The 23,997-nt window shown below is 69.5% G+C and carries 10 protein-coding genes and 1 pseudogene; 7 read left to right on the forward strand and 4 right to left on the reverse strand.

From position 1 onward, the window contains the following. From ACZ5XS_RS44050 to ACZ5XS_RS44060, 3 genes and pseudogenes are all read right to left on the reverse strand, one after another. Positions 1-149: pseudogene (locus ACZ5XS_RS44050) on the reverse strand (esterase); the annotation flags it as partial. Between the two features lie 303 nt (positions 150-452). Beyond that, a complete protein-coding gene (locus tag ACZ5XS_RS44055) occupies positions 453-1,493 on the reverse strand; it encodes a hypothetical protein (RefSeq protein ID WP_468661213.1) in 1,041 nt (346 codons plus the stop codon). 109 nt (positions 1,494-1,602) lie between these two features. Further along, complete coding sequence (locus tag ACZ5XS_RS44060) at positions 1,603-2,070, reverse strand: hypothetical protein (protein ID WP_468661215.1); 468 nt, start codon at positions 2,068-2,070, stop codon at positions 1,603-1,605. A 274-nt stretch (positions 2,071-2,344) separates the two neighbouring features. On the opposite strand from ACZ5XS_RS44060, the gene ACZ5XS_RS44065 reads away from it, so the two are divergent. Then, the gene (locus ACZ5XS_RS44065) at positions 2,345-4,369 is read left to right on the forward strand and encodes a LodA/GoxA family CTQ-dependent oxidase (protein WP_468661217.1); all 2,025 of its coding nucleotides are present in this window, start codon (positions 2,345-2,347) and stop codon (positions 4,367-4,369) included. Beyond that, complete coding sequence (locus ACZ5XS_RS44070; RefSeq protein WP_468661219.1) at positions 4,366-5,493, forward strand: FAD-dependent monooxygenase; 1,128 nt, start codon at positions 4,366-4,368, stop codon at positions 5,491-5,493. The genes ACZ5XS_RS44065 and ACZ5XS_RS44070 overlap by 4 nt, the downstream gene beginning before the upstream one ends. 270 nt (positions 5,494-5,763) lie before the next feature. Here the strand turns inward: ACZ5XS_RS44070 and ACZ5XS_RS44075 are convergent, their stop codons facing one another. Beyond that, a complete protein-coding gene (locus ACZ5XS_RS44075) occupies positions 5,764-7,440 on the reverse strand; it encodes a sigma-70 family RNA polymerase sigma factor (RefSeq protein ID WP_468661221.1) in 1,677 nt (558 codons plus the stop codon). Between the two features lie 208 nt (positions 7,441-7,648). Here ACZ5XS_RS44075 and ACZ5XS_RS44080 point away from each other — a divergent pair, with 208 nt between their 5' ends. The 5 genes from ACZ5XS_RS44080 to ACZ5XS_RS44100 form a co-directional block, all read left to right on the forward strand. After that, a complete protein-coding gene (locus ACZ5XS_RS44080; RefSeq protein ID WP_468661223.1) occupies positions 7,649-10,684 on the forward strand; it encodes a hypothetical protein in 3,036 nt (1,011 codons plus the stop codon). 129 nt (positions 10,685-10,813) lie between these two features. After that, entirely contained in the window at positions 10,814-15,508 is a 4,695-nt protein-coding gene (locus ACZ5XS_RS44085) for a DEAD/DEAH box helicase (RefSeq protein WP_468661225.1), read from the forward strand. A 961-nt stretch (positions 15,509-16,469) separates the two neighbouring features. Next, positions 16,470-17,564: a ParB/RepB/Spo0J family partition protein gene (locus ACZ5XS_RS44090; RefSeq protein WP_468661227.1), complete on the forward strand. Its 1,095-nt coding sequence runs from the start codon at positions 16,470-16,472 to the stop codon at positions 17,562-17,564. 207 nt (positions 17,565-17,771) lie between these two features. Beyond that, a complete protein-coding gene (locus tag ACZ5XS_RS44095) occupies positions 17,772-19,004 on the forward strand; it encodes a cytochrome P450 (RefSeq protein WP_468661229.1) in 1,233 nt (410 codons plus the stop codon). 490 nt (positions 19,005-19,494) lie between these two features. Then, a partial coding sequence (locus ACZ5XS_RS44100) for an amino acid adenylation domain-containing protein (protein ID WP_468661231.1) occupies positions 19,495-23,997 on the forward strand: 4,503 nt, incomplete at its 3' end.

Genomic DNA, 23,997 nt, shown 5'->3' on the forward strand with positions numbered 1-23,997 from the left:
TCGATCTCGCCGGACTGCACCTCGTCGACCGCCTTGCGGCCCTCCGCGGGCGGGAGGTCGAAGAGGTAGGGCGGATTCGCGGTCGCCTCGGCGAACGCGGCGGCCGCAGGCTCCAGGACCGGCTGAACCGGAAGGGCGGCGTCGGACATGTGACTCTCCTGAAGTGTCGTGCTGAAACGCGGGTTCTCTCACCGCGGGTACTCCGCCCAGCACGCTAGTTCCGGAAATACGGCACGCCTTGCCCATGAGCGCACCGGCGCTGACCTCACAGCGCACGGCTGCGCCCTGTGCGAGAGGGGTACCGTCTCCCCGGTCCGTGGCCGGGACCGTCTGAACCTGCCCAGGCGCGGTCGGTGCAGGAGGTCAAGCCGGGGGTGCCGGCGGCCCTGCCGGCGCGGGCCGGTCTGTGCGATGGGCGACCGGTGCGGCGCCGGCGGTGTGGCCGAGGTGGGTCAGCACGTGAGGTCGCCGGTGAGCCCCGGCTCGTTCGCGCCCGTGGAGAGCAGGATCTGCTTGACCTTCCCGGTGTAGGCGCCCACCGCTCCGTCGTCGGTCGCGCCGTCCGAGTAGTAGATGGCGTGTGCCCATGGTTCGGCGTCCTTCTTGACCTCGGCGACCACGCTTTCCAGTCGCTCGCTACCGAAGTTGACGTTCAGACAGCCGCCCTCCAGATACGACCAGTCGGCGTTGATTCCCTCGGTCTCCTCGTCAGCCGAGGCGTCGGACGGGAGAAGGGCGAGCACGGCGTCACGGGCCCGAGCCTCGCCGACCGGCGAGGCGAACACGACGTCCACGCTGATGAGGTGCTTCTCGAGGCTTTTCGCCGGCGGCACGGTGGCGCAGACGACGGCGTCGTCTGCGAGCCGGTAGGCGACGGGCTCTCCCGTCGGCTGCCCGGTCTGGGTGGCGCAGACCTTGGACCAGGAGACCCGCTGGTAGCGGGCCTCCCACCACCACAGGGGGGAGGCGAGGCCCCGTCCGCCCCGCGGGTCCTTGGCTGGGCCGCCCAGCGTCTGCTTCGGCAGCGCGGCCTCTTCGTAGGGGGCGACCTGGGGGCAGAACTCCTCCCGCAGGAAGTCCGCCATCGCGGCAGCCTGCTCCTCGGACGCGCCCGCGCTCACGTCCGAGGCCTGGAGCCCTTCCCAGGTGCGGTGTCCCACGGCCACGTTCCGGCACGTCTCGACCTGCGTGCTCGCCAGCCTGCGCCGGGCCTCCAGGTCGGTCGCGACATCCACGCCCAGGCCGTAGCCGTTGGCGTCGCCGACCTCGCCGAGCCGGTTCACCAGTGCGTCGTCCACATCAGCGGTACGGAGGAAGTCGACGACCGACGTGTCGTCCTCGTCCGCGGCGGGCTCGGCCGCCTCGGTTTCGTCCGGCTCGGCTTCGTTCCGCTCGGCCGAGCGCGCGCCCGCGTCCTCGGCGGCCGACGAGGCGGTCCCGGTCGAAGCGTCGTCATCGCCTCCGCAGCCGACGAGCGTGAGTGCCGAGACCATCAGCAATGTGGTGGCGACGGTATGACGGGTACGGAACACCGGGCTTGACTCCGAGGCGCTGGTCACAGGACGGGGGTGTACGGCAGGCAGGGTTCGGGCCCCGGGGGCCCTAGGCTCCGCCGAGGCGCCGTACAGCGGCCTTGATCGCACCGAGCTCGCTCATGAGCCGGTCGACGGCGGCGTCCAGGAGCAGTACCGGGTCGTGCGCGGACCAGAAACGGACGACCTCGCCCAGTTCGTCGTCCCAGTAGGTGTCGGGGTCGTTCACCGGCAGTTGGAGATGCCGGGCCAGTTCCACGAACCCCGGACCGGGAACCCGCGAGTCCTGCGCCACGACCAGGGCGGAGAGCATGGGCCTGCCGTGCTCCACCTCGTACATGCTGACGTGCCCGAGCGCCGGGAACAGCGTGCGGAAGGGGGGCCGGCTCATACCGCTGTGGTGACCCTCGGGGTCGATCAGCAGTCCCAGTTCCTTGTACGTCAGGCACGCCGCGCGCGGCTTCGCCAGGTCGGCCTCACGTGCGCGGGTGCTGAGGACACGGTGAATGTCGCGTTCCGTCGGTGTCAGGGTGATCACGAAGACTCCCGGAGTCGGAACGGCCCGTGGGCCGTGCGTCCGTAAACGGTGGCCCGTAGGCAAGCGGCAACTGTAGGCCATGGCGCATCAGTGGGGAAGTAGGCCTATTCCAGGGGATGTTCGGGCCGCGGTGGAGGGGGCCGGGCCCGGCCGGGCCGCTTGCCCGCACCCGCCCGACGGTGCGACCCCTACCTCCAATGGCGCCCGCCGGCTGGGGACACACCCGCACCCGTGCCTATGTTCGCCTCGGTGTGTCCGACCGGAAGGTTCCCCAATGGACCAGCAGATCGTGCAGCTGAAGATCCACCCGGCGATCGGTGTCGCGCGCGTGGGCAACAGTCCCGCCGCGCCGTTCATCGGCCCCGAATCACCGCACCAGAAGCCGCTTCCCCCCGGCTCCTACAAGGACGCGTCCGGGGCGATCGTCAAACAGGCCGCCCGGTTCCGGATCTACGGCTGCAACCAGGCGGGTGAAGTCGTCCGGGAGCTGAAGCTCGGCCAGGACGGCGTGAGCGAGATCCGCTGGTCGGTGCACCTGGCCAACAAGAAGGCCGCCTGGTACCGCTTCCACATCCCGCTCGACATCGACGAAGCGGCCGGACTCACGGCCGAGCAACGGGGCAGGCGGAACGCCGCCGTGACGGGCACGGAGCGCAGGAAGCTCGTCATCGACCCGGGCATCCGCACCATCCGCGCCTCCCTGCACGACGTCGGCACCTTCGACACCGGCACGATCATGGGCCGCAAGGTCCCGCTCGGCAGGATCTCCACCGAACCCACCGGGCGCCTGCTGGTCGTCGGCGGCAACGGGAAGTCGGCCTCCTACGCCACCCCGGAAAAGCCGATCTCCGGCGTCACCAACAACGACACCTGGTACGACGACGTCTCCGACGGCCCCGTGACGGCACAGGTCACCATCGGCGGGCAGACGAAGACCGCGACGGCGGCATGGGTCGTGGTGGCCCCACCGCACTACGCGCCCGGCGTGAAGACCGTCCGCACCCTCTACGACGTCCTCCAGGACGTGTTCACCACCGAGGGCACACTGCCGGGCGCGGACGTCGTCTCCTACGCCGACCACATCGAGCCGATCCTCAGCCGGTTCTGCGCACTGCAGTGGACCAACCACGGCTTCGCCACCCAGTTCGGCTGGAAGGGCCCGCACGACTTCCTCGATCCGGAACTGCGCGCACGCCTCGCGGACCCCGGAAGCAGCAGCCAGGAGCTGCGCCGGCAGATCTACGTCCAGATGCGCGACTGTGACCGGGACGGAACGTCTCCGCTGCCGTGGCCCTGGCTGTACGGCGACGCCATGTCCAGCGGCAGGGGCACGTCGGTACGGCAGCACATCAGGCTCTCCCCGACCCAGGACCGGCTGCTCGCCCGGTGGGCCGAGGGCCGCTTCCAGCCCGGCCCGCTGCACGAGCGCCACGAGGACGTCGACACGGCACCCGTCCGCGAGCAACCGGCCCTGCTCGACCGGGCGGCGCTGGAGAACTGCGCCGCGGACGCCTTCCACCCCGGCTGCGAGGTCACCTGGCCCGTGCGGCACAAGACCATGTACTCCGAGCCCTTCCGGATCCTGCACCGCGGGCCGGACAACCCCGAACGCGACTACGGCGAGGTCCTCAGCGACCTGGAGGTCAAGTCCAAGGACGGCCCGCTGTACGCACAGGGCCCGGGAGACCTCACCCGCTGGATGGCCGCGCCCTGGCAGTGCGACGCGGCCAGCTGCCGCTCCGGCTACCAGGTGCTGAGCGGTCTGGGCCCGCGCTACAGCCCCTACCTGCCCACCTTCTGGCCCGCCCAGGTCCCCAACCACGTCCTGAAGCGCGCGGACTTCGACATCGTCAACGACCCGGGCGCCGACGAAAAGGCCAGAGAACAGGCCTTCGAACGCCGGGCCGTGTGGCTGCGCGGCCTGACCGGCTCCGACTTCAACAAGCAGCGCCGTCAGATGATCGACGACTGGCCGGACTTCGGCGTCGTCGAGGTGCACAGGTACGAAGGCGCGGACGGCAGGTTCCCGGAGTTCATCCAGGTCGAGTCGGTCCCGGGCGAACAACTCAGAGACGCCCCCGACCACGCGAACCTCGTCAACGTGCAGGTCCCGCAGGCCGCCAGTCCCCAACTGGCCGCGGAGGCCGGCACCTGGAGAGGGGAACTGTCGGCCGAACAGGTGGAGACCGCACTGGTCACCCAGGCCATCGGCGAGGCCATGCGCGCCACCGGCCACGACGAGGCCGCGATCGCCGCCGGCTACCTGGAGAAGCTCGACCCCCTCCACACATCCCGGTGACCGCCGGGACGACGGCGTACACCCCGCCACGCGACCACTACGACGTGGTGGTCGCGGGCGGCGGTCCCGCCGGCTGCGCCGCCGCCCTGACCCTGTCCGGAGCGGGCCGTACGGTGCTCCTCGCCGACTCGGCGACCGGCCCGCCGAAGACCGGTGAGGCCCTCGTCCCGGTCGCGCGCCTGCTCCTGCACGACCTGCGGGTCGCCGACCTGGTCCTGGCGGCCGGACATCTGCCGTGCCACGGCACCCACTCCTCCTGGGGCTCCGCCGCCCTGCACACCGTCGACTTCATCCACGATCCCTACGGACACGGCTGGCACCTGGACCGGCCGCTGTTCGACCGCACCCTGCGCGCCGCGGCCCGCGCGGCCGGAGCGGACGTGACCGAACGCACCGCCGTACACCGCCCCGTGCGCCGCCCCGACGGAACCTGGCGGCTGACCCTGCGCGCCGCCCACGCCGGACACCGCACCGTGACCTGCCGCTGGATCGTCGACGCCACCGGCAGACCAGCCGCGATCGCCATCCCGGCCGGTGCCCGCAGACAGGTCGAGGACCGGCTGACCGCCCATTACCTCGCCCTCGACGCCCTGCCCGGCGCCACCGACGGCCACTCCCTGGTCGAATCCGCCCCCGACGGCTGGTGGTACACCACCCTGCTGCCCTCCCGCCGCCGTCTCGTCGCCTACTTCACCGACCCCGACCTGTTCACCCCCGCGGACTTCCGACGCCGCCTCCTCACCACCCGGTACGTGGCGCCCACCGCCCGCCCGCACGGCCTCAACACACCGGACCCTCCCCGCCGCGCCCCCGCCCACAGCGCCCACCTGGACCACGTCCACGGCGACGGCTGGATCGCGGCAGGAGACGCCGCCCTGGCGTTCGATCCGCTGTCCGCCCAGGGCATTCTCACCGCCCTCTACACCGGACTCGGCGCGGGCCAGGCGATCGACGCCCACCTGCGTGGCACCCCGGGCGCTCTGGACGCGTACACGGCCAAGATCACCACCGCCCGCACGGCGTACCAGCACGCGCACCGCACCGCCCACACCCAGGAAACCCGCTGGCCCGGCCACCCGTTCTGGTCCCGAAGACAAGGGCCGGCCGCGGCACGGGCGGACTAGGGCTCCCGCACCATGCCGCCGCCCTCGATGCGGCCTCGGCAGCCCTTGCCTCCCGGGTGCCGCGGTCGGCGCCATCTCTGCAGGTCGCCGAGAAGTACGGCTCCTACCAGGTCTGACCCGTACACCGGACAGTAAGAGGAATGCGCACGTCATGATCGAGAAACTGAACGGAAAGGTCGCCCTCGCCAGGAGACACTGACACAACCGTGAACAGCGCGGCGACGGGCACGCTCTTCCCGGCCTCGGGCGTGGAAGGGTCCGCGGAGGGATTCAGTCGGTGATGCCGTAGATCCTGTGGGACCCGGGCCGGTGGCGCCGGGGAGAAGCTGCGATCGGGCGTCCCTGGAACACCACGCGGAACCATTCGTCCTCCAGCAGTACTGTGACATTTTCGCCGCAGTACTGCAGGCCCACGTGGATTGTCTGCCGGTCCACCATGATCTGGCCGCTGTTGTGGACCTTCCGGGTTACATGAAGCTCGTCGGCGAGGTCCACGGGTGGATCCGCGGAGACGGTGCTCGGCTCGACAACCGGGGGCGGTGGCGTCACGACCGGCCGGTCAAGGAGTTCCAAGGCGCGCTCGCGCAGCTTCGACATGGCCTTGGATTCGACCTGACGAACGCGTTCCCTCGTGACTCCCAGAATCTGGCCTATGGCGTCGAGGGTCAACTCGGCCCCTCCGTCGAGCCCATGCCGCAAGGTGATCAATCGGCGCTCTCGTACGCTGAGACAGTCGAGGAGATCGTGGACCTCCTCCAGAGACAGATTCCAGTGGTAGGCGTCGGATTCCGCCCAGTGCGGTCCACGGATGCTCCGGTCCGCCTCCTCGTGCAGCGCGGCGTCACCGATCGCCTCGGTCAACTCCTCGAACGGGACGGTACGACGCACCTGTGACAGGAGTTCGGCTGCCTTGTCCGGTGACATCCCCGCACGCGCGGCCACGGCCGGGAGGGCGTCGGCCGGAGCCTCGTGTCCCAGCTCCCGCGCGGCCCTGTGCAGGGCCGCCACCATGTCGTGCGCATACACCGGAAGCCGGATCGTTCGGCTCTGGTCGGCGATGGCCCGCCGGATCGCCTGCTGGATCCACTGGACGGCATAGGTCGAGAACTTGAAGCCCTTGCGATGGTCGAACATCTCGATCGCGTGCACCATGCCGGCGTTGCCCTCCTGGATCAGGTCCATGAGGTCCAGCCCGTGCCTGGTGTATCTGAGGGCGACGCTCACCACCAGTCGGAGGTTCGCCTGGATGAACTCCGTAAAGGCCCGTTCACCGAGCAGGACGAGCTGTCCGAGCTCCCGGCGGAGCTTGGGGGCGATCTTCCTGCCGCGCTCGTCCACTTGCTCGCGCGCCAGAAGTCCCGCCTCGATGGCCTGGGCCAGTTCCACCTCCTGCTCTCGGGAGAGCAGCGGGTACTTGCCGATCACCTGGCGGTAGTACTTCAACGAGTCGAACACGGGTCGGCCTGTGGGGGAGTCCTCGAAGGCAGCGTCGGCAGCATCGGAGGCGGGGCGCGGCGGGGCCTTCGGCCGCGATACGGGCGGGGGCACCTCCGGGCGCAGCGTTCGTACCGTCAGTGCGGTCAGATCCAGTCGGCTGTCCGGGCCCAACTCGATTGTGAAGCGCGGGCCGGACGCCTTCTGGGCCGGTATGGCGGGGAGCCGGGTGGTGACGGGCGCCCCGTTCGGAGTGTGCGCGGGCGTGGGGCGGTCAACATCGGACGACGTCACAGGGCCGCCGACCGGCACGCCGAACGAGGCCGCCACGTTGGCGGGAAGCGTGACGCCCTCCCGTACGACCCGGCTCAGTGCCTCGACGAGCACGGCCTGGTCCGCGCCGACCAGCAGTCGCCGCAGAGCCATCAGGGTCAGTAGGCGCTCCGGACCCGCCGCGGCCAGAAGTTCCGCGTGCAAAGCGGCCGACGCTCCCGCCTCGACATCCGTCGTCATGGACGTACCCCCCGATGTACTGAAATGCAGTGCGACAACCAGTCCGTGTGCGCATACAACCACCCACCACTGACAATGCGTCACGTCCGTCGGCTGCATCCTCTTTCGTCCGTGGAATCCCTGTGGTTCCGACGTGAAGGAATGGTAAAAAGGTAAACATCAGCCGGTCTGTACTGCAAGGAAGTACGGACCGGTGGGGGAGGGAAATATGCTGGTGGATCCCGCGCGGTTGCTGGACGACTGCGAGCGGGCGTGGCGCGAGGCGGGGGAACCGGCGACCACCGGCACACCGGAGTCCGTCCTCCGGCGGATCACTCTCGTCATGGAAGCGCTGGTGGCCTACGCGCTGCTTGCCGACCGGTCGGATCTGCCGCCGGACACCGTCTTCGCACGGTGGCCCGCCTGCACGGTCCATGCCGTGGCCCTCGGCGAGCAGGGTGATGCGCCCGGCCTCGTACAACTGCTGTCCGAAGCGCGGGCGCGGGTGGTCGCGGCCCGCCCCGAACTCGGCCGACCCCGTGGCGTCCCGAGTGCACCGACGACCGACGCGCGTTGGATCGCGGCCGCACAGGAGGCGGCGCGTTCACTGGGCTGGACCTGGCACCCGTCGACCGCCACGGATCCGGCGCACACTCCTCCGAGCGATCCCGTACCCAGGGCTGTGACAACTCCCCCGGAGCTCCGGCTCGGGCCCGGCGGGGGCAGCGTTGTGCTGACCCTGCCCGGCCATCGCGAGGCGCCCACCTGGCAACTGGCCGCAGACGGCGCGTCGTTCACCGCGTCACCACCGCACTGGGTTCTGCCCGGCCCCGTCCGGCGTATCGAGGCCACCGACCCGGCGGGAACCACCCATGTGTCGGGCGTCGTCGACCCGCACACCGCCCTGCTGGCCTTCGCCGCCGACGGCCACCGGATGCCCCTGGACGAGCCGTTGCCCGCGGCCGAGATCCACCTGCTGCATGTGGGTGCCCTGGAGACGGAGGGCGCGCGGGCCGCTTCCGTCGAACTGCCGACCCCGTACGGCTGGAGCGGCTGGACCCTGAGCAAGCTGTCCCTGTCAGGTGTGACGAGGCTCCGTACATCCCAAGCCGCCCTGGGCAACTGGCTGGACGTTGCCGTTGGACGGTCGTTCGGCTGGGAGGGCGGCGCGACACTTCCCTGGCTCACCGGCGAGGACGGAGCACCGGTGTGGCACCGCCCGCCCGCGCTCCGACTCCGGCGCCGCCCGGGCGAGGCCGAGACGGAACCCTGGCAGGTCGAGGTGCGACGCCTCGGCCACGAGGAACCCCTGGCCCGCCTCACCGGCGCCCCCGGCGCCCTTGTGGACCCCTGGCAGAACGTACCCGGCCCGCTGGTCGGCCCGTACGAACTCATCGTCCACCGCCCCGGCCGGCAGCGGGGCAGGCGCCGGCTCACCGCCTTCCTCGCCGAGAGCGTCGAGGCCACGCCCACCGCCGAATGGCGCCTGCTCGCCCCGAACGGCGGACTGGCGCCGGTGCGGCTGGACGTCCGCACCGACCGACCCGTCACCGTCTCCGAAAGCGCGGTCCGGTTCGCCCCGTACGAGATCGCCAAAGGGCTCGTACTGAGCGACGGAACCGACGCGTACCAGCTCCGAGCCCTCGTCCCGCACTCCGAAGTCCGCCTGGAGCTCGACGGCCGGCCCCTCTCGTGGTCCGTCCGGCCACTCGACATCGACGGGGCCGACCTGGTGCGGGACAGTGCCCTGACCGTGCGCCTGCCGGAGCAGGCGGTGGCAGTGACTCCCGAACTGGCGCTGACCGTCGAGGGCGCGACCCTGCACACCCTGCGGCCGGAACGCCGTACCCGGGCCCGCAAGGGAGACCTGCGCTATGCCCTGGCCGCGTTGACCGACACCGTCCGCGACTGCGCCAAGGCCGAAATACGGCTGCTGGTCGCCGGGCAGAGCATCCATGTGGGAACCGTCCGCACGCAGCCCATCGCGGAAGACGTCGTACCGGACGGCACCGGACTGCTGCTGCGGGGACTGCGCCACCCAGGAGCACTGGCCGCCCACCTTCACATGGTCCTCGCCCCATGGCAACAGCCGCTGACCGTGCCCGTCGACCCCAGCGGTCGTATCCCGTTGCCCGCCGCCTGGCGGGCGGCGGGACCGCTCGTCGTGACCCTGCGCGCGGGAACCCCCACGGCCGGCGCCGCACCCGCCTGGCCCCGCCGACGCGACCGCGACACCCTGGTGCTGCGCCGCTCTCCCTGGACACACACGATCACCGACGGCACTGCCGCAGTCAGGACCACCGAGTACCTGGGAGGCCGCGGAACGCTGCCCCGAGGCACCGACGCCATCCCCTACCAGTGGATCGTGGCCGCCCGCGGGCGGGACCTGCAGGCGTGCGGAGCGAAGGAGACCGCACCGGCCGAGTGCCTGCACGCCCTGGGAGACGCCGGCCCCGACGCCCTCGTGGGAGCGGCCGACTCAGCCCTGCGCTCCGGCGAGCTCGCCGGAGCGCTGGTGGGCAGCGGCCTGGCCGCCCTGCACATCCGGGAGGTCACGAACCCGGCCGCCGTACGCCCCGTCTGGCGGCGGGCTCCGCTGTGCGCGCTGCTGCTCACGGCACCGCTGCTGCCGTACCTGTCCGACGACCCGGCTTACGAAATCGACGAGTTGTACCCCGAGGAGGCCGAACTCCTGAACGAGGTGGGGCAGTTCCTGGGGGATGTGGGCCCGGCCCTCCTGGCCGGCCACGAGGACCCGAGCCGCACCGTCGGTCGGTTCGACGCCCACGCCCGGGCCCTGGACGAACTCCCCGAGATCCAGCAGCAGGCCGTGTGGCGCACCGCACGGGTCGTACCGCGTGGCCTCCTGGACACCGACACCCGGGCTGAAGCCGCCTGGCAGGCGTTCCGCGACCGGCGCACCCTCCAGTACTTCGCCGTGCGCGAGGAGTGCGGCGACTGGCTGGACGCGATCACGATCTTCCTCGAAGACGGACACTCCCTCCTGACGCGAGCGTTCCGCGACCGTGGACCCGGCACGCTGCACGGCCCCGCAGAGTCCTGGATGCGGGTGCCCCAGTTCTCCCTCGGATGTGCGCTGATCGCCCGGCTGGCCGCCGCCGGAGACGCGCGGGCAGCCAAACTGGAGCGGGGCCTACGACCGTTGTGGACGTCCGTCGCCGCCCACGCGCCCGACCTCACCGCCGTCGACCTCGCTCTCGCGGAATGCCTGGTCACCGCCGAGGCCGTGCAGGCCACCGGCTGAGGGGGCTTCGCACCATGCCCGGCCGGAGATCACCTCCCGGCCGACGCGAACCGGCCGCACCAGCCTTCGGCCGCAGTTCCGCACCGCACACCCGCCCCGCCCAATCCGCCGCCCTTCGGAGCCAGCCCGTTGCACAGCCTCGACCCCCTCGCCACATCCGCGCTGATCAGCGACACCTACCGCCGATACCTGCGCTCCCTGCTGCCCCTGCGTGAACCCCGCCTCGCCGAGGCACTCGCCCACGCCATCGACACCAGCCCACTGCTCACCAAAGGTCCTCTGCTGGAGGCAACCCCCGCATACGCGCCGGGCGCCACCCTGAACGAGCTCATCGGCGAGGGCGTCCTGGATCCGGCGTTCCGGCAGCTGACGGGCACCGCCCTGCCCGCCGACCGCCCCCTGTACCGCCACCAGGAACAGGCCCTGCGCAAGGCCGTGGCCGGACGCAATCTGGTGGTCGCCACCGGCACGGGCTCGGGCAAGACGGAGAGCTTCCTCCTGCCCATCCTCAACACGCTCGCCGCCGAACACGCCCGCGGCACCCTCGGCCCCGGCATCCGCGCCCTGCTGCTGTACCCGATGAACGCACTGGCCAATGACCAGATGAAGCGTCTGCGCCGACTGCTGACCGCAGCCCCCCACATCACGTTCGGCCGCTACACCGGCGACACGAAGGACGACCCGCGCCGCGCCGCCGACACCTTCGAACAGCTCAACCCCGGCGAGCCCCGCCTGCCCAACGAACTGCTCAGCCGCCGCGAGATGCGCGCCACGCCGCCCCACATCCTGCTCACCAACTACGCCATGCTGGAGTACCTGCTGCTCCGCCCCCAGGACATGGACCTCTTCGAAGGGGAGCATGCGGGCGGCTGGAAATTCATCGTCGTCGACGAGGCCCACGTCTACGACGGGGCACGCGGCGCCGAACTCGCCATGCTGCTGCGCAGACTGAAGGACCGGGTGGGCCAGGGACGCGACGTCCAGGCCATCGCCACCAGCGCCACCGTCGGCGCGGAGGAAAACCCGGCCGCCGTCACCGCCTTCGCCCAGGCCCTCTTCGACGCCCCCTTCCGCTGGGACGCCGACGACCTGGCCGCACAGGACCTCGTCACCGCGACCCGGGTGGGCACACCCGACGGCCCGCACTGGGGGCCACTGCCGACCACCGAATACCTGCGCCTGGCCACCACGGCCGATCCCGGTCCCGAGATCGTGTCGGCCGCGCGCATACACGGACTGGCCACCACCACTCCGGCGGCCGCCCTCGCCGCCGAAGCCGGCATCGCCGCCCTGCGCCGTGCCCTCGCCGAAGGGCCCCGGCCCGTGCGCGAGATCGCCCACTCCGTCTTTCCGGACGACCCGGTGGGACCGGCCGCCGTCACCGCACTCATCCAGCTCGCCAGCCGGCTGACCGACACCGACGGCGCCCCCGTGCTCTCCGCCCGCTACCACCTCTTCGCCCGCGCCACCGAAGGCGCCTTCACCTGCCTCGACCCGGCCGGCCCCCACCTCGACCTGGCCCGCCATGAGATCTGCCCGCACTGCGCGCGCCCCTCCTTCGAACTGGGCGCCTGCCGCCGCTGCGGCGCCGTTCATCTGCACGGCAGCCTCGACGGGCACGGGGGACGGCCCCGTCTCGTGCACCGCAAGTCCCCCGACAAACCCCACACTTGGCTGCTCCTGGACGGCCACGACTCGGGCGCGGGCTTCGACGAGGACGACGAAACCCTCGGCGAGAGCAGCAAGGGCGGTCTCAGCGAGCGCCGGCTGTGCACCCGCTGCGCGGCCGTGCACCCCGCGGGAACGGCGGCCTGCACGGCGGACGCATGCCAGGGCACCGAGCTGCGCCGCGTCCACCAGCTCGACACCCACGAGGGAACCCCGGCCTCCTGCCTGGCGTGCGGCGCCCGCGGCCACGGCATGATCCGCCTCTTCCAGACGGGCAACGAGGCCGCGGCCTCGGTCCTGGGCACCGCCCTCTACCAAGCGCTGCCCCCGGCGACCGAAGGCGCCGCCGCAGCGCTGCCCGGCCAGGGCCGCAAACTCCTGTTCTTCAGCGACAGCCGGCAGGCCGCCGCGTACTTCGCCCCCTACCTCGAGGACTCCTATACCCGTATCCAGCACCGGCGCCTGATGACACAGGCCGCTCTGAAGGGCTGTCCCGATCCGGACGAGCCGCTGCACATCGACGATCTCGTGGCCCACACGGTCCGCGCCGCCGACCGCGCCGGAGTCTTCCGCCGCACCGATTCCCGCCAGACCAAGCAGCGCGAGGTCGCCCTGTGGGTCATGCAGGAAGTACTCAGTCTCGACGACCGTCAGTCACTCGAAGGCGTCGGCCTGCTCCGTGTCGACCTCGACCGTGAGCCCTTCTGGCAGCCACCCTCCACCCTGACCTCCCTCGGCCTGACGGACGACGATGCCTGGCGGCTGGTGCAGGAACTGCTGCGCACCGTGCGCAATCAGGGTGCCCTCACCATGCCCGAGGACGTGGACGCGGGCGACGAGGTGTTCGCTCCCCGCCGCGGACCCGTGTGGGTCCGCTCCAAAGGGTCCGACGCCGCGCGGAAGGTGATCAGCTGGCTGCCCAGCGCCGCGGGCGTGTCGAACCGCCGCGTCGACTACCTGGAGCGGGTGCTCGACGCACTAGGTCACCCGGGTGACCGGCGAGCCGCCGCGTTGGAGACACTGAGCCGCCTGTGGACCGATCTCAGCACCGGACACCTCGCCGACTGGCTGCCGGGGGAGAGCCGGCCCGGGATCGGCGCGGTCCGCCGCCTCGACCACGCCTGGCTCCGGCTGCGGCCCGTCACCGCGGAAAGCGAACCCCTCCACGCATGCGACCGCTGCCGCCGCGTGGTCGCCGTGTCCGTGCGGGGAGTCTGCCCGACACTGCGTTGCACCGGCCGCCTTGAGGAGTACAAGCCCACCAACGAGTCGGACGGCCACCTCCGCCGCCTCTACCTCACCTTCGGCCCCGTCCCGATGCGGGCCCAGGAACACACAGCGCAGTGGACCGGCGAGAAGGCCGCGGAGATCCAGGGCGAGTTCGTCCGCGGGCAGGTCAACGCCCTGTCCTGTTCCACCACCTTCGAACTCGGCGTGGACGTCGGCGAGTTGCAGGCCGTCGTCCTGCGCAACATGCCACCCTCCACAGCCAACTATGTGCAGCGGGCCGGACGGGCCGGGCGGCGTGCGGACTCCGCCGCCCTTGTCCTCACCTACGCCCAGCGACGCCCCCACGACCTCTCGCGGTACTCGGAACCCGAACGGATGATCGCAGGGGAGGTCCGGGCCCCGATCGTCCCCGTCGACAACGTGCGGATCGACCGCCGCCACGCCCACTCCATCGCCCTCGCCGCCTTCTTCCGCGCCATGAAGGAGGAACGGCGCCGCATCTGGCGTACGGCGGGCGAGTTCTTCCTGCCCGACGACACCACCGGGGAGATCGCTGCCCACGCCGTGCGCGACTGGCTGACGCCCGTTCCGGGCGATGTCACCGCTTCTCTCCGCAGGGTTCTTCCCAAGAACGTCCAGGACGAGATCGGTGTGGAAACGGACGCTTGGGTAGGCGAACTGGACCGTCTCCTGAGGGCCGCGCAGCAGATCCTCGACCAGGACGTCATCGCCTACAGCGAACGCCGTGACCAGGCGGCCGCCACCCGCAAGTACCGGCTGGCGGAGGTGTACCAGAAGGTCATCCACACCCTGACGAAGCGCGACCTGCTCGGCGTGCTCGCCAACCGCAACGTCCTGCCCAAGTACGGATTCCCCGTGGACACCGTCGAACTGCGCATCCCGCAGGACGGCGGCGCCGTCGCCGGCCAGCTCGAACTCACTCGCGACCTGAGTGCCGCCGTCCATGAGTACGCGCCGGGTGCCGAGATCGTGGCCGGCGGCCGGCTGTGGTCCTCCGCAGGCGTCTACCGCCTGCCCGACCGCGAACTGGTGAGCCGTCACTACACGGTGTGCGGCGCCTGCGGGCGCTACGGGGAGGCCACCGAGCCCGTGGACCCCACCTGCACGGCCTGCGGCGCGGTGTCCACCACCGCTCCGCGCCGGTACATCGAGCCCGTATACGGCTTCGTGGCCGCACGCGGGGCCCAGCGTCGGCCGGGGCAGACCCCGCCGCGCCGGTCCTGGTACGGCGACGTCCACATGTCCACCGCCACCGCCGACGTAAGGGACGGGGTGACGGCTTTCGCCTCCGGGCACACCACGGCCTGGTCGGCGGGAGCACGGGGCGAGATGGTCGTCGTCGCGGAGGGGCCGGGCGGCGCAGGCTACGAGATCTGCGACTGGTGCGGCTGGGGCCGTCCGCACGCCCGGGCGGGCAACCGGCGTGCGGGCCACCCGCACCTGTTGAAGGACGCCCAATGCACCGGTCCCCTGCGGGTCGTCTCTCTCGCGCACCGTTATCAGACCGACTTCCTCCAGATCCACCTCGACCCGTTCACCGCCCTCTCCGCACCGCAGGAACGCCTGCGTTCCGGCGTCTACGCCCTGCTGGAAGGCGCGGCGACCCACCTGGAGATCAGCCGAGACGACATCGACGGCACGGTCCACACGGGAGCCGAGGGAATGCCCTCGCTGCTGCTCTTCGACACCACGCCGGGCGGCGCGGGGAACGTGGTCCGGATCGGAGATCATCTCGGCCGGGTCGTAGAGGCCGCGCTCTCCCGCGTGAGCGCCTGCGAGTGCGGCCTGGAGAGCAGCTGTTACGCATGCCTGCGGAGCTTCCGCAACGAGCGATTCCACGAACTGTTGAGTCGCCGTGAGGCCATCGAGCTACTCGATGCCTTGGCAGGCACGAGGGTCCGTTGAACGGGGCGGAGCACTTGAAGTGTCGCGCGGGTCCGCCGCGCACGGAGCGTCCGGCAGATGCGCGCCCGAAGCTTTGTCACGGCACGCTCACCTGACGGGGCCGAGCCGATCCCGCCGGCCCGGAACATCGCTATGAACTGACCGCCTTCACAAGCTCCTGGAGCGCCTCGTCGCCGACGGGCTCGTCACCCCTTGGGGAGGGCAGGGCCTGGCTTTCGCGCAAGGTCATTAGCAGGTATCAATGTGGAATTCAACCGCTTTTTCGAAGGTGTACCCCAGCCTTCTCGCCGCGGGTGTCCACGCTACGAGAGTTCTCAACCTCGGCCCCGGTGGTGCAGGCCGCATTGATTACCGACTCCGGTGACGGGCCCCGGCCGCCCGGTGCTTACGGCATTCCGACCCTCTCGTTCGGGGGCCCTCGCTGGATGGCGTTCAACTGCTCCCATGCCGCAGTTGAACGCCAACGCCCGTGCGGCACAAGGGGGATCGCCTCTGTGGCGCTTGCGGGCGATTCGTTCCCACTAGGGAGTAGATTGCGAGATTGGATATTAATCGTCCGGTAAGCGCGATATCCCGCCACGGACCCGAAGGAGCGGAGCGACACCAACCCTCGACAGATCCGCGCGGACGACGGACCATGTGATCGTGTTCGAACGGGAGTTGGACGCCTCCGTGGACTCACGGAGCAGCGCTGTCAGGGGAGACGGGTCGCCGACCTGTGTGGCGACCGCGTGCGCGGTGCGGGGTGAGTGTGATGCTCGATTTCGGCGCATTCGATTGCGATGGGGTATTTGTCGCCCACGGGGAGTGGGGTCGCTGTAATCCTGCTTCGCATTCCGCTCGAATGCCCCGAATTCTAATTCGCGCATGCCCGTAGGTGGTGACGGGTGCAGTTGTTACATCTGGGAAAGCATTTCGCAGCAAGTGATGCTTATCGTCAATTCCGGGCGGGGGAGTAAGCATGAGACGATACGATACGATCGATCTTTTAAAATCCAAGCCGAAAGGTGGGAGCGCCGACCTGGCCGAATCGGCATCGGCTGCCGGGAGTAGCGAGCGGGCGATCATATCGGTTCCTATTTCGTTACTACTTCCCGGTGATTCCCCTCGCCTTGGAGGTCATGATGCGGATCACGTCGCGCGGCTGGTGGAGCTGGACACCGAACTTCCGCCCATCCTCGTGCATCGGCGGAGCATGAGGGTGATCGACGGGCTTCATCGGCTCATGGCTGCCTTCCTGAAGGGCGATGAGACGATCGATGCCGAGTTGTTCGACGGCACCGCCGACGAAGCGTTCCTGCGGGCGGTGCAGGCGAATGTCACGCACGGTCTTCCGCTTTCCAGGGAAGACCGCCGGGTCGCAGCCGCGCGGATCATCTCTTCCCACCCTGAGATGTCGGACCGTGCCATAGCACGGGTCGCGGGTCTGGGAGCGAAGGCCGTCGCCGCGGTCAGACGCAGAGCGCTCGACACTCCGTCGGTGCGGGCCCGTATCGGCAGGGACGGCAAGGTGCGCCCGCTGAACAGTGAGGAGGGCAGGAAGCGCGCCGCCGAGCTGGTTGCGGAGAATCCGCAGGCGTCGCTGCGCGAGGTGGCGAGGCGCGCCGGTATCTCGCCGGCGACGGTGAGCGATGTCAAGAAGCGGCTGCTGTCCGGCGAGTCCCCGTTGCCTGAGCGAAGACCCCAAGCGTCCAGGGACGAAGCTGAAGAGTCTGTCGCAACGCTTCCTCAGCAGCTGACCGAGCAGAGTGCCGGACGGAAAGTGCGGCACATCCAACCGGATCCCGCATCCTTGGTGGAGCGGCTCCTGCGTGATCCGTCACTGCGGCACAAAGAGGAAGGGCGGCACCTTCTCAGGGTTCTGCAGCAGAATGCCATGGTCGAACAGCGCTGGGCGAGATTGGCTGCCGCCGTTCCGTCGCACTGCGGTGGGATCATCGTCGACCTTGCCCGGCAATACGCGGAGACCTGGACGGAGTTCGCCAGTGAACTGGACAGCCGTATTGTCGGTGACTCCCCGCAACGAGGAGCCACTTCGTTAGCGCCTAGAGCATAGATCTCGCTACGGCAGGGGAGCGAACACGGCGCGAGTGACCTTCGAATGCGCCGGATTCGTTCCCCTGTTTTCTTGTGCCCCGGTTCCGAAATGCGGGCGACCTTGACGTTCCAGCGCTTAGCGTGTCAGCGTACGTTTCCTGCGGCCAGTCGCCGTTTCTGCTAATTCACGATTCTCGAACTCGAGCGCATTTGGAGAGGTGCCCGCATGCAGGGTGATTCGTCTCAGAAGGCACCCCGGATCAATCTGGTGGATCCCGCGCTGTATGCGGACGGCGACCCCTTTGAGCAGTGGCGCTGGCTGCGTGCGAATGCACCGGTCTACTGGCATCCGCCCACCGACCTTCCCGGCTTCTGGGCGCTCACCCGATACGAAGACATACGGACGGTCTACCGCGATGCGGCGACCTTCAGCTCCGCAAGGGGAATTCTGCTGCGGCCGGCCGAGCACGGGGAGGACCCGGGCGGCGGGCGCACGCTGGCGTTGACGGACGCACCGCGGCACCGGCAGCTCAGGGGGCTGGTCGACGAGTGGTTCGCGCTCCGCTCAGTGCGGGGATTCGAACCGGAGATGACGGAGGTCACCCGTCGGGTCGTGGACGAGGCGCTGGAGTCGGGGACGTGCGACTTCGTGACAGACGTCGCCGCCCGTGTGCCGCTGTACGTGATCTGCCGCATGATGGGCGTGCCCAGCTCAGACTGGGACCACCTGTTCAAGCTCACCAGTCAGGCGTTCGGGGCCAGCGATCCGCTGACCCAGAGGTTCGCCCATCTGGACATCATGAGCTACTTCGAGGAACTGCAGGCGGCGAAGGCGGCGAATCCAGGCGACGACCTGGTGAGCATTCTGGCTACGGCCGAAATCGACGGGGTGCGACTGACCCCGGACGACATCCTCCTCAACTGCGACAACCTGCTGGTCGGCGGCACGGAGAATACGCGAATCGCGGCAGCCGGCGGCATGCTGGCGTTCCTGGAGCACCGGGACCAGTGGGAGGAGCTGGCGAAAGAGCCGGAGCTGCTGCCCTCGGCGGTGGAAGAGGTGCTCCGCTGGACGTCCACCGCGACGCACATCATGCGCACCGCGGTGCGCCCCATAGAGATCCACGGGAACCAAGTGGCCACAGGTGACCGCGTCACGCTGTGGCTGCCGTCCGCGAACCGCGACGAGAGCATCTTCGACCGTCCCGACGAGTTCGACATCCGCCGCAAGCCGAACCGGCATCTGGCCCTGGGCTTCGGTGAGCATTTCTGTCTGGGAAGCGTGCTGGCCCGGAGCGAACTGCGGATGCTGTACCACGAGTTGTTGCACCGCGACGTACAGATCGAACTCGTGGACACACCGACCCGCCTGACGTCGATCGTCGTCAACGGCCCCGAGACCCTGCCGGTCCGGCTGACCGCCGGCCCGGGCGCGCGCCCGCAGGCGGCGACTGGATAAGCCGGCGAGCGAGCCGGTGAAGGTGAACGAGCCGTCCGCCGCACCAACGCCGCCTGTTCGAAGATCCACTGTTGACCGTACAGACGCGGGCCTTGAGACTGTGTGCTGTCGGAGTGTGAATTCCGAATTCGTCGGATCGCGCACTGCGACATGTCTCCGAGGCCCGCACTGCCATGTTCAACTGCTGCCGGAGCGCAGTTGAACATGGGGGGCGCTGATCACCAGGATTGATTGGGCATGCGGACTGGCCCATAGTGAACTGGGTCCGCCCGAGGCTGCCGCATGACCTTTGTGGTCGACCGGCAGGTCGTCGCTGCCTCGCCGGAGAGTGGTTGAAATGAACTGGCTGCATGGAGAGTAAGTGCATTCGATGATGGACCTGCCGGTTCGACTTTCACTTGCCTTGATTACAAGTTGCCCCTGAGGGTTCGCCCTATCTGAGACGCGGTGTGAGCCCAGCCGCGGTTTTTTGTAAACAGGAGGAATTCCGATGATCCCGTTGTCGTATGCGCAGCGCCGGCTGTGGTTCATCGGCCAGTTGGAGGGCCCGAGCGCGACGTACAACATTCCGATGTCGTTGCGGCTGACCGGCCGGCTGGACCGGCAGGCGTTGGAGCGCGCGCTGTTGGATGTGCTGGGGCGGCATGAGGTGCTGCGGACGGTGTTTCCGGTGGCGGACGGGGAGCCGTATCAGCGGATCCTGCCGGTGGAGGAGTGCGGCTTCGAGCTGGCCGTCGCCGAGGTGAGTGAGGACGAGCTCGGCGGTGCGGTGTTGGAGGCGGTCCGGTATGCCTTCGACCTGGCGACGGAGATTCCGCTGCGGGCGAGCCTGTTCGGGGTGGGTCCGGATGAGCATGTGCTCGTGGTGGTGGTGCATCACATTGCGGGTGATGGCTGGTCGATGGGGCCGTTGGCGCGGGATGTCTCGCTGGCGTATGCGGCGCGGCGTGAGGGCTTGGTGCCGGTGTGGGATGCGTTGCCGGTGCAGTATGCGGATTATGCGTTGTGGCAGCGGGAGTTGCTGGGTGATGAGGGTGATCCGGCAAGTGTGTTGTCGCGTCAGGTGGAGTACTGGCGTGGTGTGTTGGCGGGGGTGCCGGAGGAGCTGGTGTTGCCGTATGACCGTGCTCGTCCGGTGGTGGCGTCGCATGAGGGGCATGCGGTGCGGGTGGATGTGCCGGCTGGGGTGCATGTGCGGTTGCGTGAGGTGGCGCGTGAGTGTGGTGTGACGGTGTTCATGGTGTTGCAGGCGGCGCTTGCGGTGACGTTGCACCGGCTGGGTGCGGGGACGGATATTCCGATCGGGTCGGCGATTGCCGGGCGGACGGATGAGGCGCTGGATGATCTGGTCGGCTGTTTCGTGAATACGTTGGTGGTGCGTACGGATCTGTCGGGTGATCCGTCGTTCGCCGAGTTGTTGGAGCAGGTGCGGGAGACCGGTCTGCGGGCGTTCGAGCATCAGGATGTGCCGTTCGAGCGGCTGGTGGAGGAGCTGGCGCCGGCCCGGTCCGCGGCACGGCATCCGTTGTTCCAGGTGATGCTGACGGTCCAGAACAACGAGCAGGCGGTGCTGAATCTGCCCGGTCTGGGCGTCGACGGGATCAGCACCCAGGAGCTGTCGGGGGAGCACAGCACCCGGTTTGACCTGGACGTCATGGTTACCGAGGCCATCGACGAGGACGGCGCCCCGGCAGGCCTCACCGGTCGGCTGGTCTTGGCGGCCGACGTGTTCGACGCAGTGACGGCCGAGCGGTTGGCGGAGTGGCTGCTGCGTGTCGTCGAGGCGGCGGTGCAGGCGCCGAATCTTCGGCTGGGTGCGCTGGACATCCTGAGCCCGGGCGAGCGGTCCTTGGTGCTGGAGCGCTGGAATGACACGGCTGCCGAGGTGGCGGAGGGCTCGGTGCCCGAGCGGATCGCGGCCTGGGCGGCCGTGGATCCGGATGCGTTGGCAGTGATGTGCGACGGAGTGGAGCTGTCGTACGGGGAGCTCGATGCCCGGGCGAATCGGCTGGCTCATCTGTTGAGGACTCTTGGCGTGGGTGCGGAGTCAGTGGTCGGTCTGTGCCTGCCGCGGGGCGTGGAGATGGTGGCGGCGGTCGTGGGTGTGTGGCGGGCGGGGGCGGCGTATGTGCCACTGGACCTGGAGCATCCGGCGGAGCGGCTGGAATTCATGCTGGCTGACAGCGCGGCCGGGGTCGTGGTGGGTCGTGGTGGGGCGTTGGCCAATCTGGCCGTGCCCGGGGTGCGGGTGGTCGACCTGGACGAGCCGGGTGTCGTGGTGGCGCTTGCGGAGTCGCCGGTCGTGGCGCCCGACGTGGTGGTGGACGGCGCCGGGCTGGCGTATGTGATCTATACGTCGGGTTCCACGGGGCGTCCGAAGGGTGTGGCGGCCACTCATGGCGGTCTGGTGAACCTGGTGGGGGCGCTGGGGCCGCTGTTGTGTGCGGAGCCGGGCGTTCGGGTGCTCCAGTTCGCGTCGTTCAGTTTTGACGCGTCCGTGCTGGATATGGCAGTGACGCTGGCGTCGGGCGGCACGTTGGTGGTGGCGTCGGCGGTGGAGCGGTCCGACACGTCGCTTCTGGTGGAGATGGTGCGGCGGAGCGGTGTGACGGCGACGAGTGTGGTGCCGTCGCTGTTGGGAGTGCTGGACCCGGCGGAGTTGCCGGAGCTCTCCACGGTCGTGGTGGGCGCGGAGCCCATCAGCGTGGCGCAGGCTGCCGCGTGGTCGTGGGATCGGTCGCTGATCAACACGTATGGACCGACCGAGGCGACTGTGATGGTGACCACCGGTTCGGTGGACGGGTCGGGGCCGGCTGTGCCGATGGGGGCGCCGGTCGTCAACACGCGTATCTACGTCCTGGACGAGTGGCTGTGTCCGGTGCCGGTGGGTGCGGCGGGTGAGTTGTACATAGCGGGCGCGCAGTTGGCGCGGGGATACGTAGGTCGTCCGGGGCTGACGGGTGAGCGGTTTGTGGCGTGCCCGTTCGGGGCCGTGGGTGAGCGGATGTATCGGACGGGAGACCGCGCGCGCTGGACGGCGGAAGGTCGTCTGGTGTTCGCGGGGCGTGCGGATGAGCAGGTGAAGATCCGTGGTTTCCGGATCGAGCCGGGTGAGGTTCAGGCGACTGTGGCCGCTCATCCGCAGGTCGGTCAGGTGGCGGTGGTGGTGCGGGAGGACACCCCGGGTGACAAGCGCCTCGTCGCCTACGTGGTCGGTGAGGTGACGGGTTCCGGGCTGCGTGATTTCGCGGCGGGGCGGTTGCCGGAGTACATGGTGCCGTCGGCTTTCGTGGTCATGGGTGAGTTGCCGTTGACGGTGAACGGGAAGCTGGACCGTAAGGCGTTGCCCGCTCCCTCCTATACGGCGGGTGGGGGCCGGGCGCCGGCGTCGGTGCAGGAGGAGATTCTGTGCCAGGCCTTCGCGCAGGTTCTGGGCCTGGAGCAGGTCGGCGTGGATGACGACTTCTTTGTGCTGGGTGGGCATTCGCTGTTGGCGACGCGTCTGGTGAGTCGGGTGCGTGCGGTTTTGGGTGTGGAGGTGGGGCTGCGGACCCTGTTCGAGGTGCCGACGCCGGCGGGGCTTGCGGGCCGGTTGGGCCAGGGGGGTGTGGCGCGTCCGGCTTTGGTGGCGGGGGTGCGTCCGGAGCGGGTGCCGTTGTCGTATGCGCAGCGGCGGCTGTGGTTCCTGGGGGAGTTGGAGGGCTCGAGCGCGACCTACAACATTCCGATGGCGGTGCGGTTGTCGGGTGGGCTGGACCCGCAGGCGTTGGAGCGCGCGCTGTTGGATGTGCTGGGGCGGCATGAGGTGCTGCGGACGGTGTTTCCGGTGGCGGACGGGGAGCCGTATCAGCGGATCCTGCCGGTCGAGGAGTGCGGCTTCGAGCTGGCCGTCACCGAGCTGAGTGAGGACGATCTCGGCGGTGCGGTGACGCAGGCGCAGGCGTATGCCTTCGATCTGGCGACGGAGATTCCGCTGCGGGCGAGCCTGTTCGGGGTGGGTCCGGATGAGCATGTGCTCGTGGTGGTGGTGCACCACATCGCGGGGGACGGTTGGTCGTCCGCTCCTCTCAAGCGTGACCTGCTCTTCGCGTATGCGGCGCGGTGTGAGGGTCGGGTGCCGGTGTGGGATGCGTTGCCGGTGCAGTATGCGGATTATGCGTTGTGGCAGCGGGAGTTGCTGGGTGATGAGGGTGATCCGGTAAGTGTGTTGTCGCGTCAGGTGGAGTACTGGCGTGGTGCGTTGGCGGGGGTGCCGGAGGAGTTGACGCTGCCGACGGACCGGCCGCGGCCGGCGGTTCGTTCGTTCCGTGGTTTCCAGGCGGGGCTGGAGGTTCCGGCTGGGGTGCATGTGCGGTTGCGTGAGGTGGCGCGTGAGCATGGTGTGACGGTGTTCATGGTGTTGCAGGCGGCGCTTGCTGTGACGTTGCACCGGTTGGGTGCGGGGACGGATATTCCGATCGGGTCGGCGATTGCCGGGCGGACGGATGAGGCGCTGGATGATCTGGTCGGCTGTTTCGTGAATACGTTGGTGGTGCGTACGGACCTGTCGGGTGATCCGTCGTTCGCCGAGTTGTTGCAGCAGGTGCGGGAGACGGGTCTGCGGGCGTTCGAGCATCAGGATGTGCCGTTCGAGCGGCTGGTGGAGGAGTTGGCGCCTGTTCGTTCCACGGCGCGGCATCCGTTGTTCCAGGTGATGCTGACGGTGCAGAACAACGAGCAGGCGGTGCTGGATTTGCCTGGGGTGCGGGCTTCTGGGTTGTCGGGGGTGTCGGCGGAGCGGGTCGGGGTCGCGGCCGTGAAGTTCGACTTGGATGTGATGGCGACGGAGGTGTTCGACGCTGAGGGTGCGCCGGCGGGTGTGCGGGGTGCGGTGACTGCGGCGGCGGATGTGTTTGATGCGGAGGCGGCTGTTCGGATTGGGGGTTGTTGGGTTCGGGTGTTGGAGGCGTTGGTGGGGGATCCGTTGGTGCGGGTGGGTGGGGTGGAGGTTGTT

The organism is Streptomyces sp. NPDC033131, from assembly GCF_055578365.1.

Coding starts and splice junctions, on each gene's coding strand:
- ACZ5XS_RS44055 (WP_468661213.1), bottom strand. CDS start 1,493: ATGGTCTCGGCACTCACGCTCGTCGGCTGCGGAGGCGATGACGACGCT.
- ACZ5XS_RS44065 (WP_468661217.1), top strand. CDS start 2,345: ATGGACCAGCAGATCGTGCAGCTGAAGATCCACCCGGCGATCGGTGTC.
- ACZ5XS_RS44075 (WP_468661221.1), bottom strand. CDS start 7,440: ATGACGACGGATGTCGAGGCGGGAGCGTCGGCCGCTTTGCACGCGGAA.
- ACZ5XS_RS44080 (WP_468661223.1), top strand. CDS start 7,649: ATGCTGGTGGATCCCGCGCGGTTGCTGGACGACTGCGAGCGGGCGTGG.
- ACZ5XS_RS44090 (WP_468661227.1), top strand. CDS start 16,470: ATGAGACGATACGATACGATCGATCTTTTAAAATCCAAGCCGAAAGGT.
- ACZ5XS_RS44095 (WP_468661229.1), top strand. CDS start 17,772: ATGCAGGGTGATTCGTCTCAGAAGGCACCCCGGATCAATCTGGTGGAT.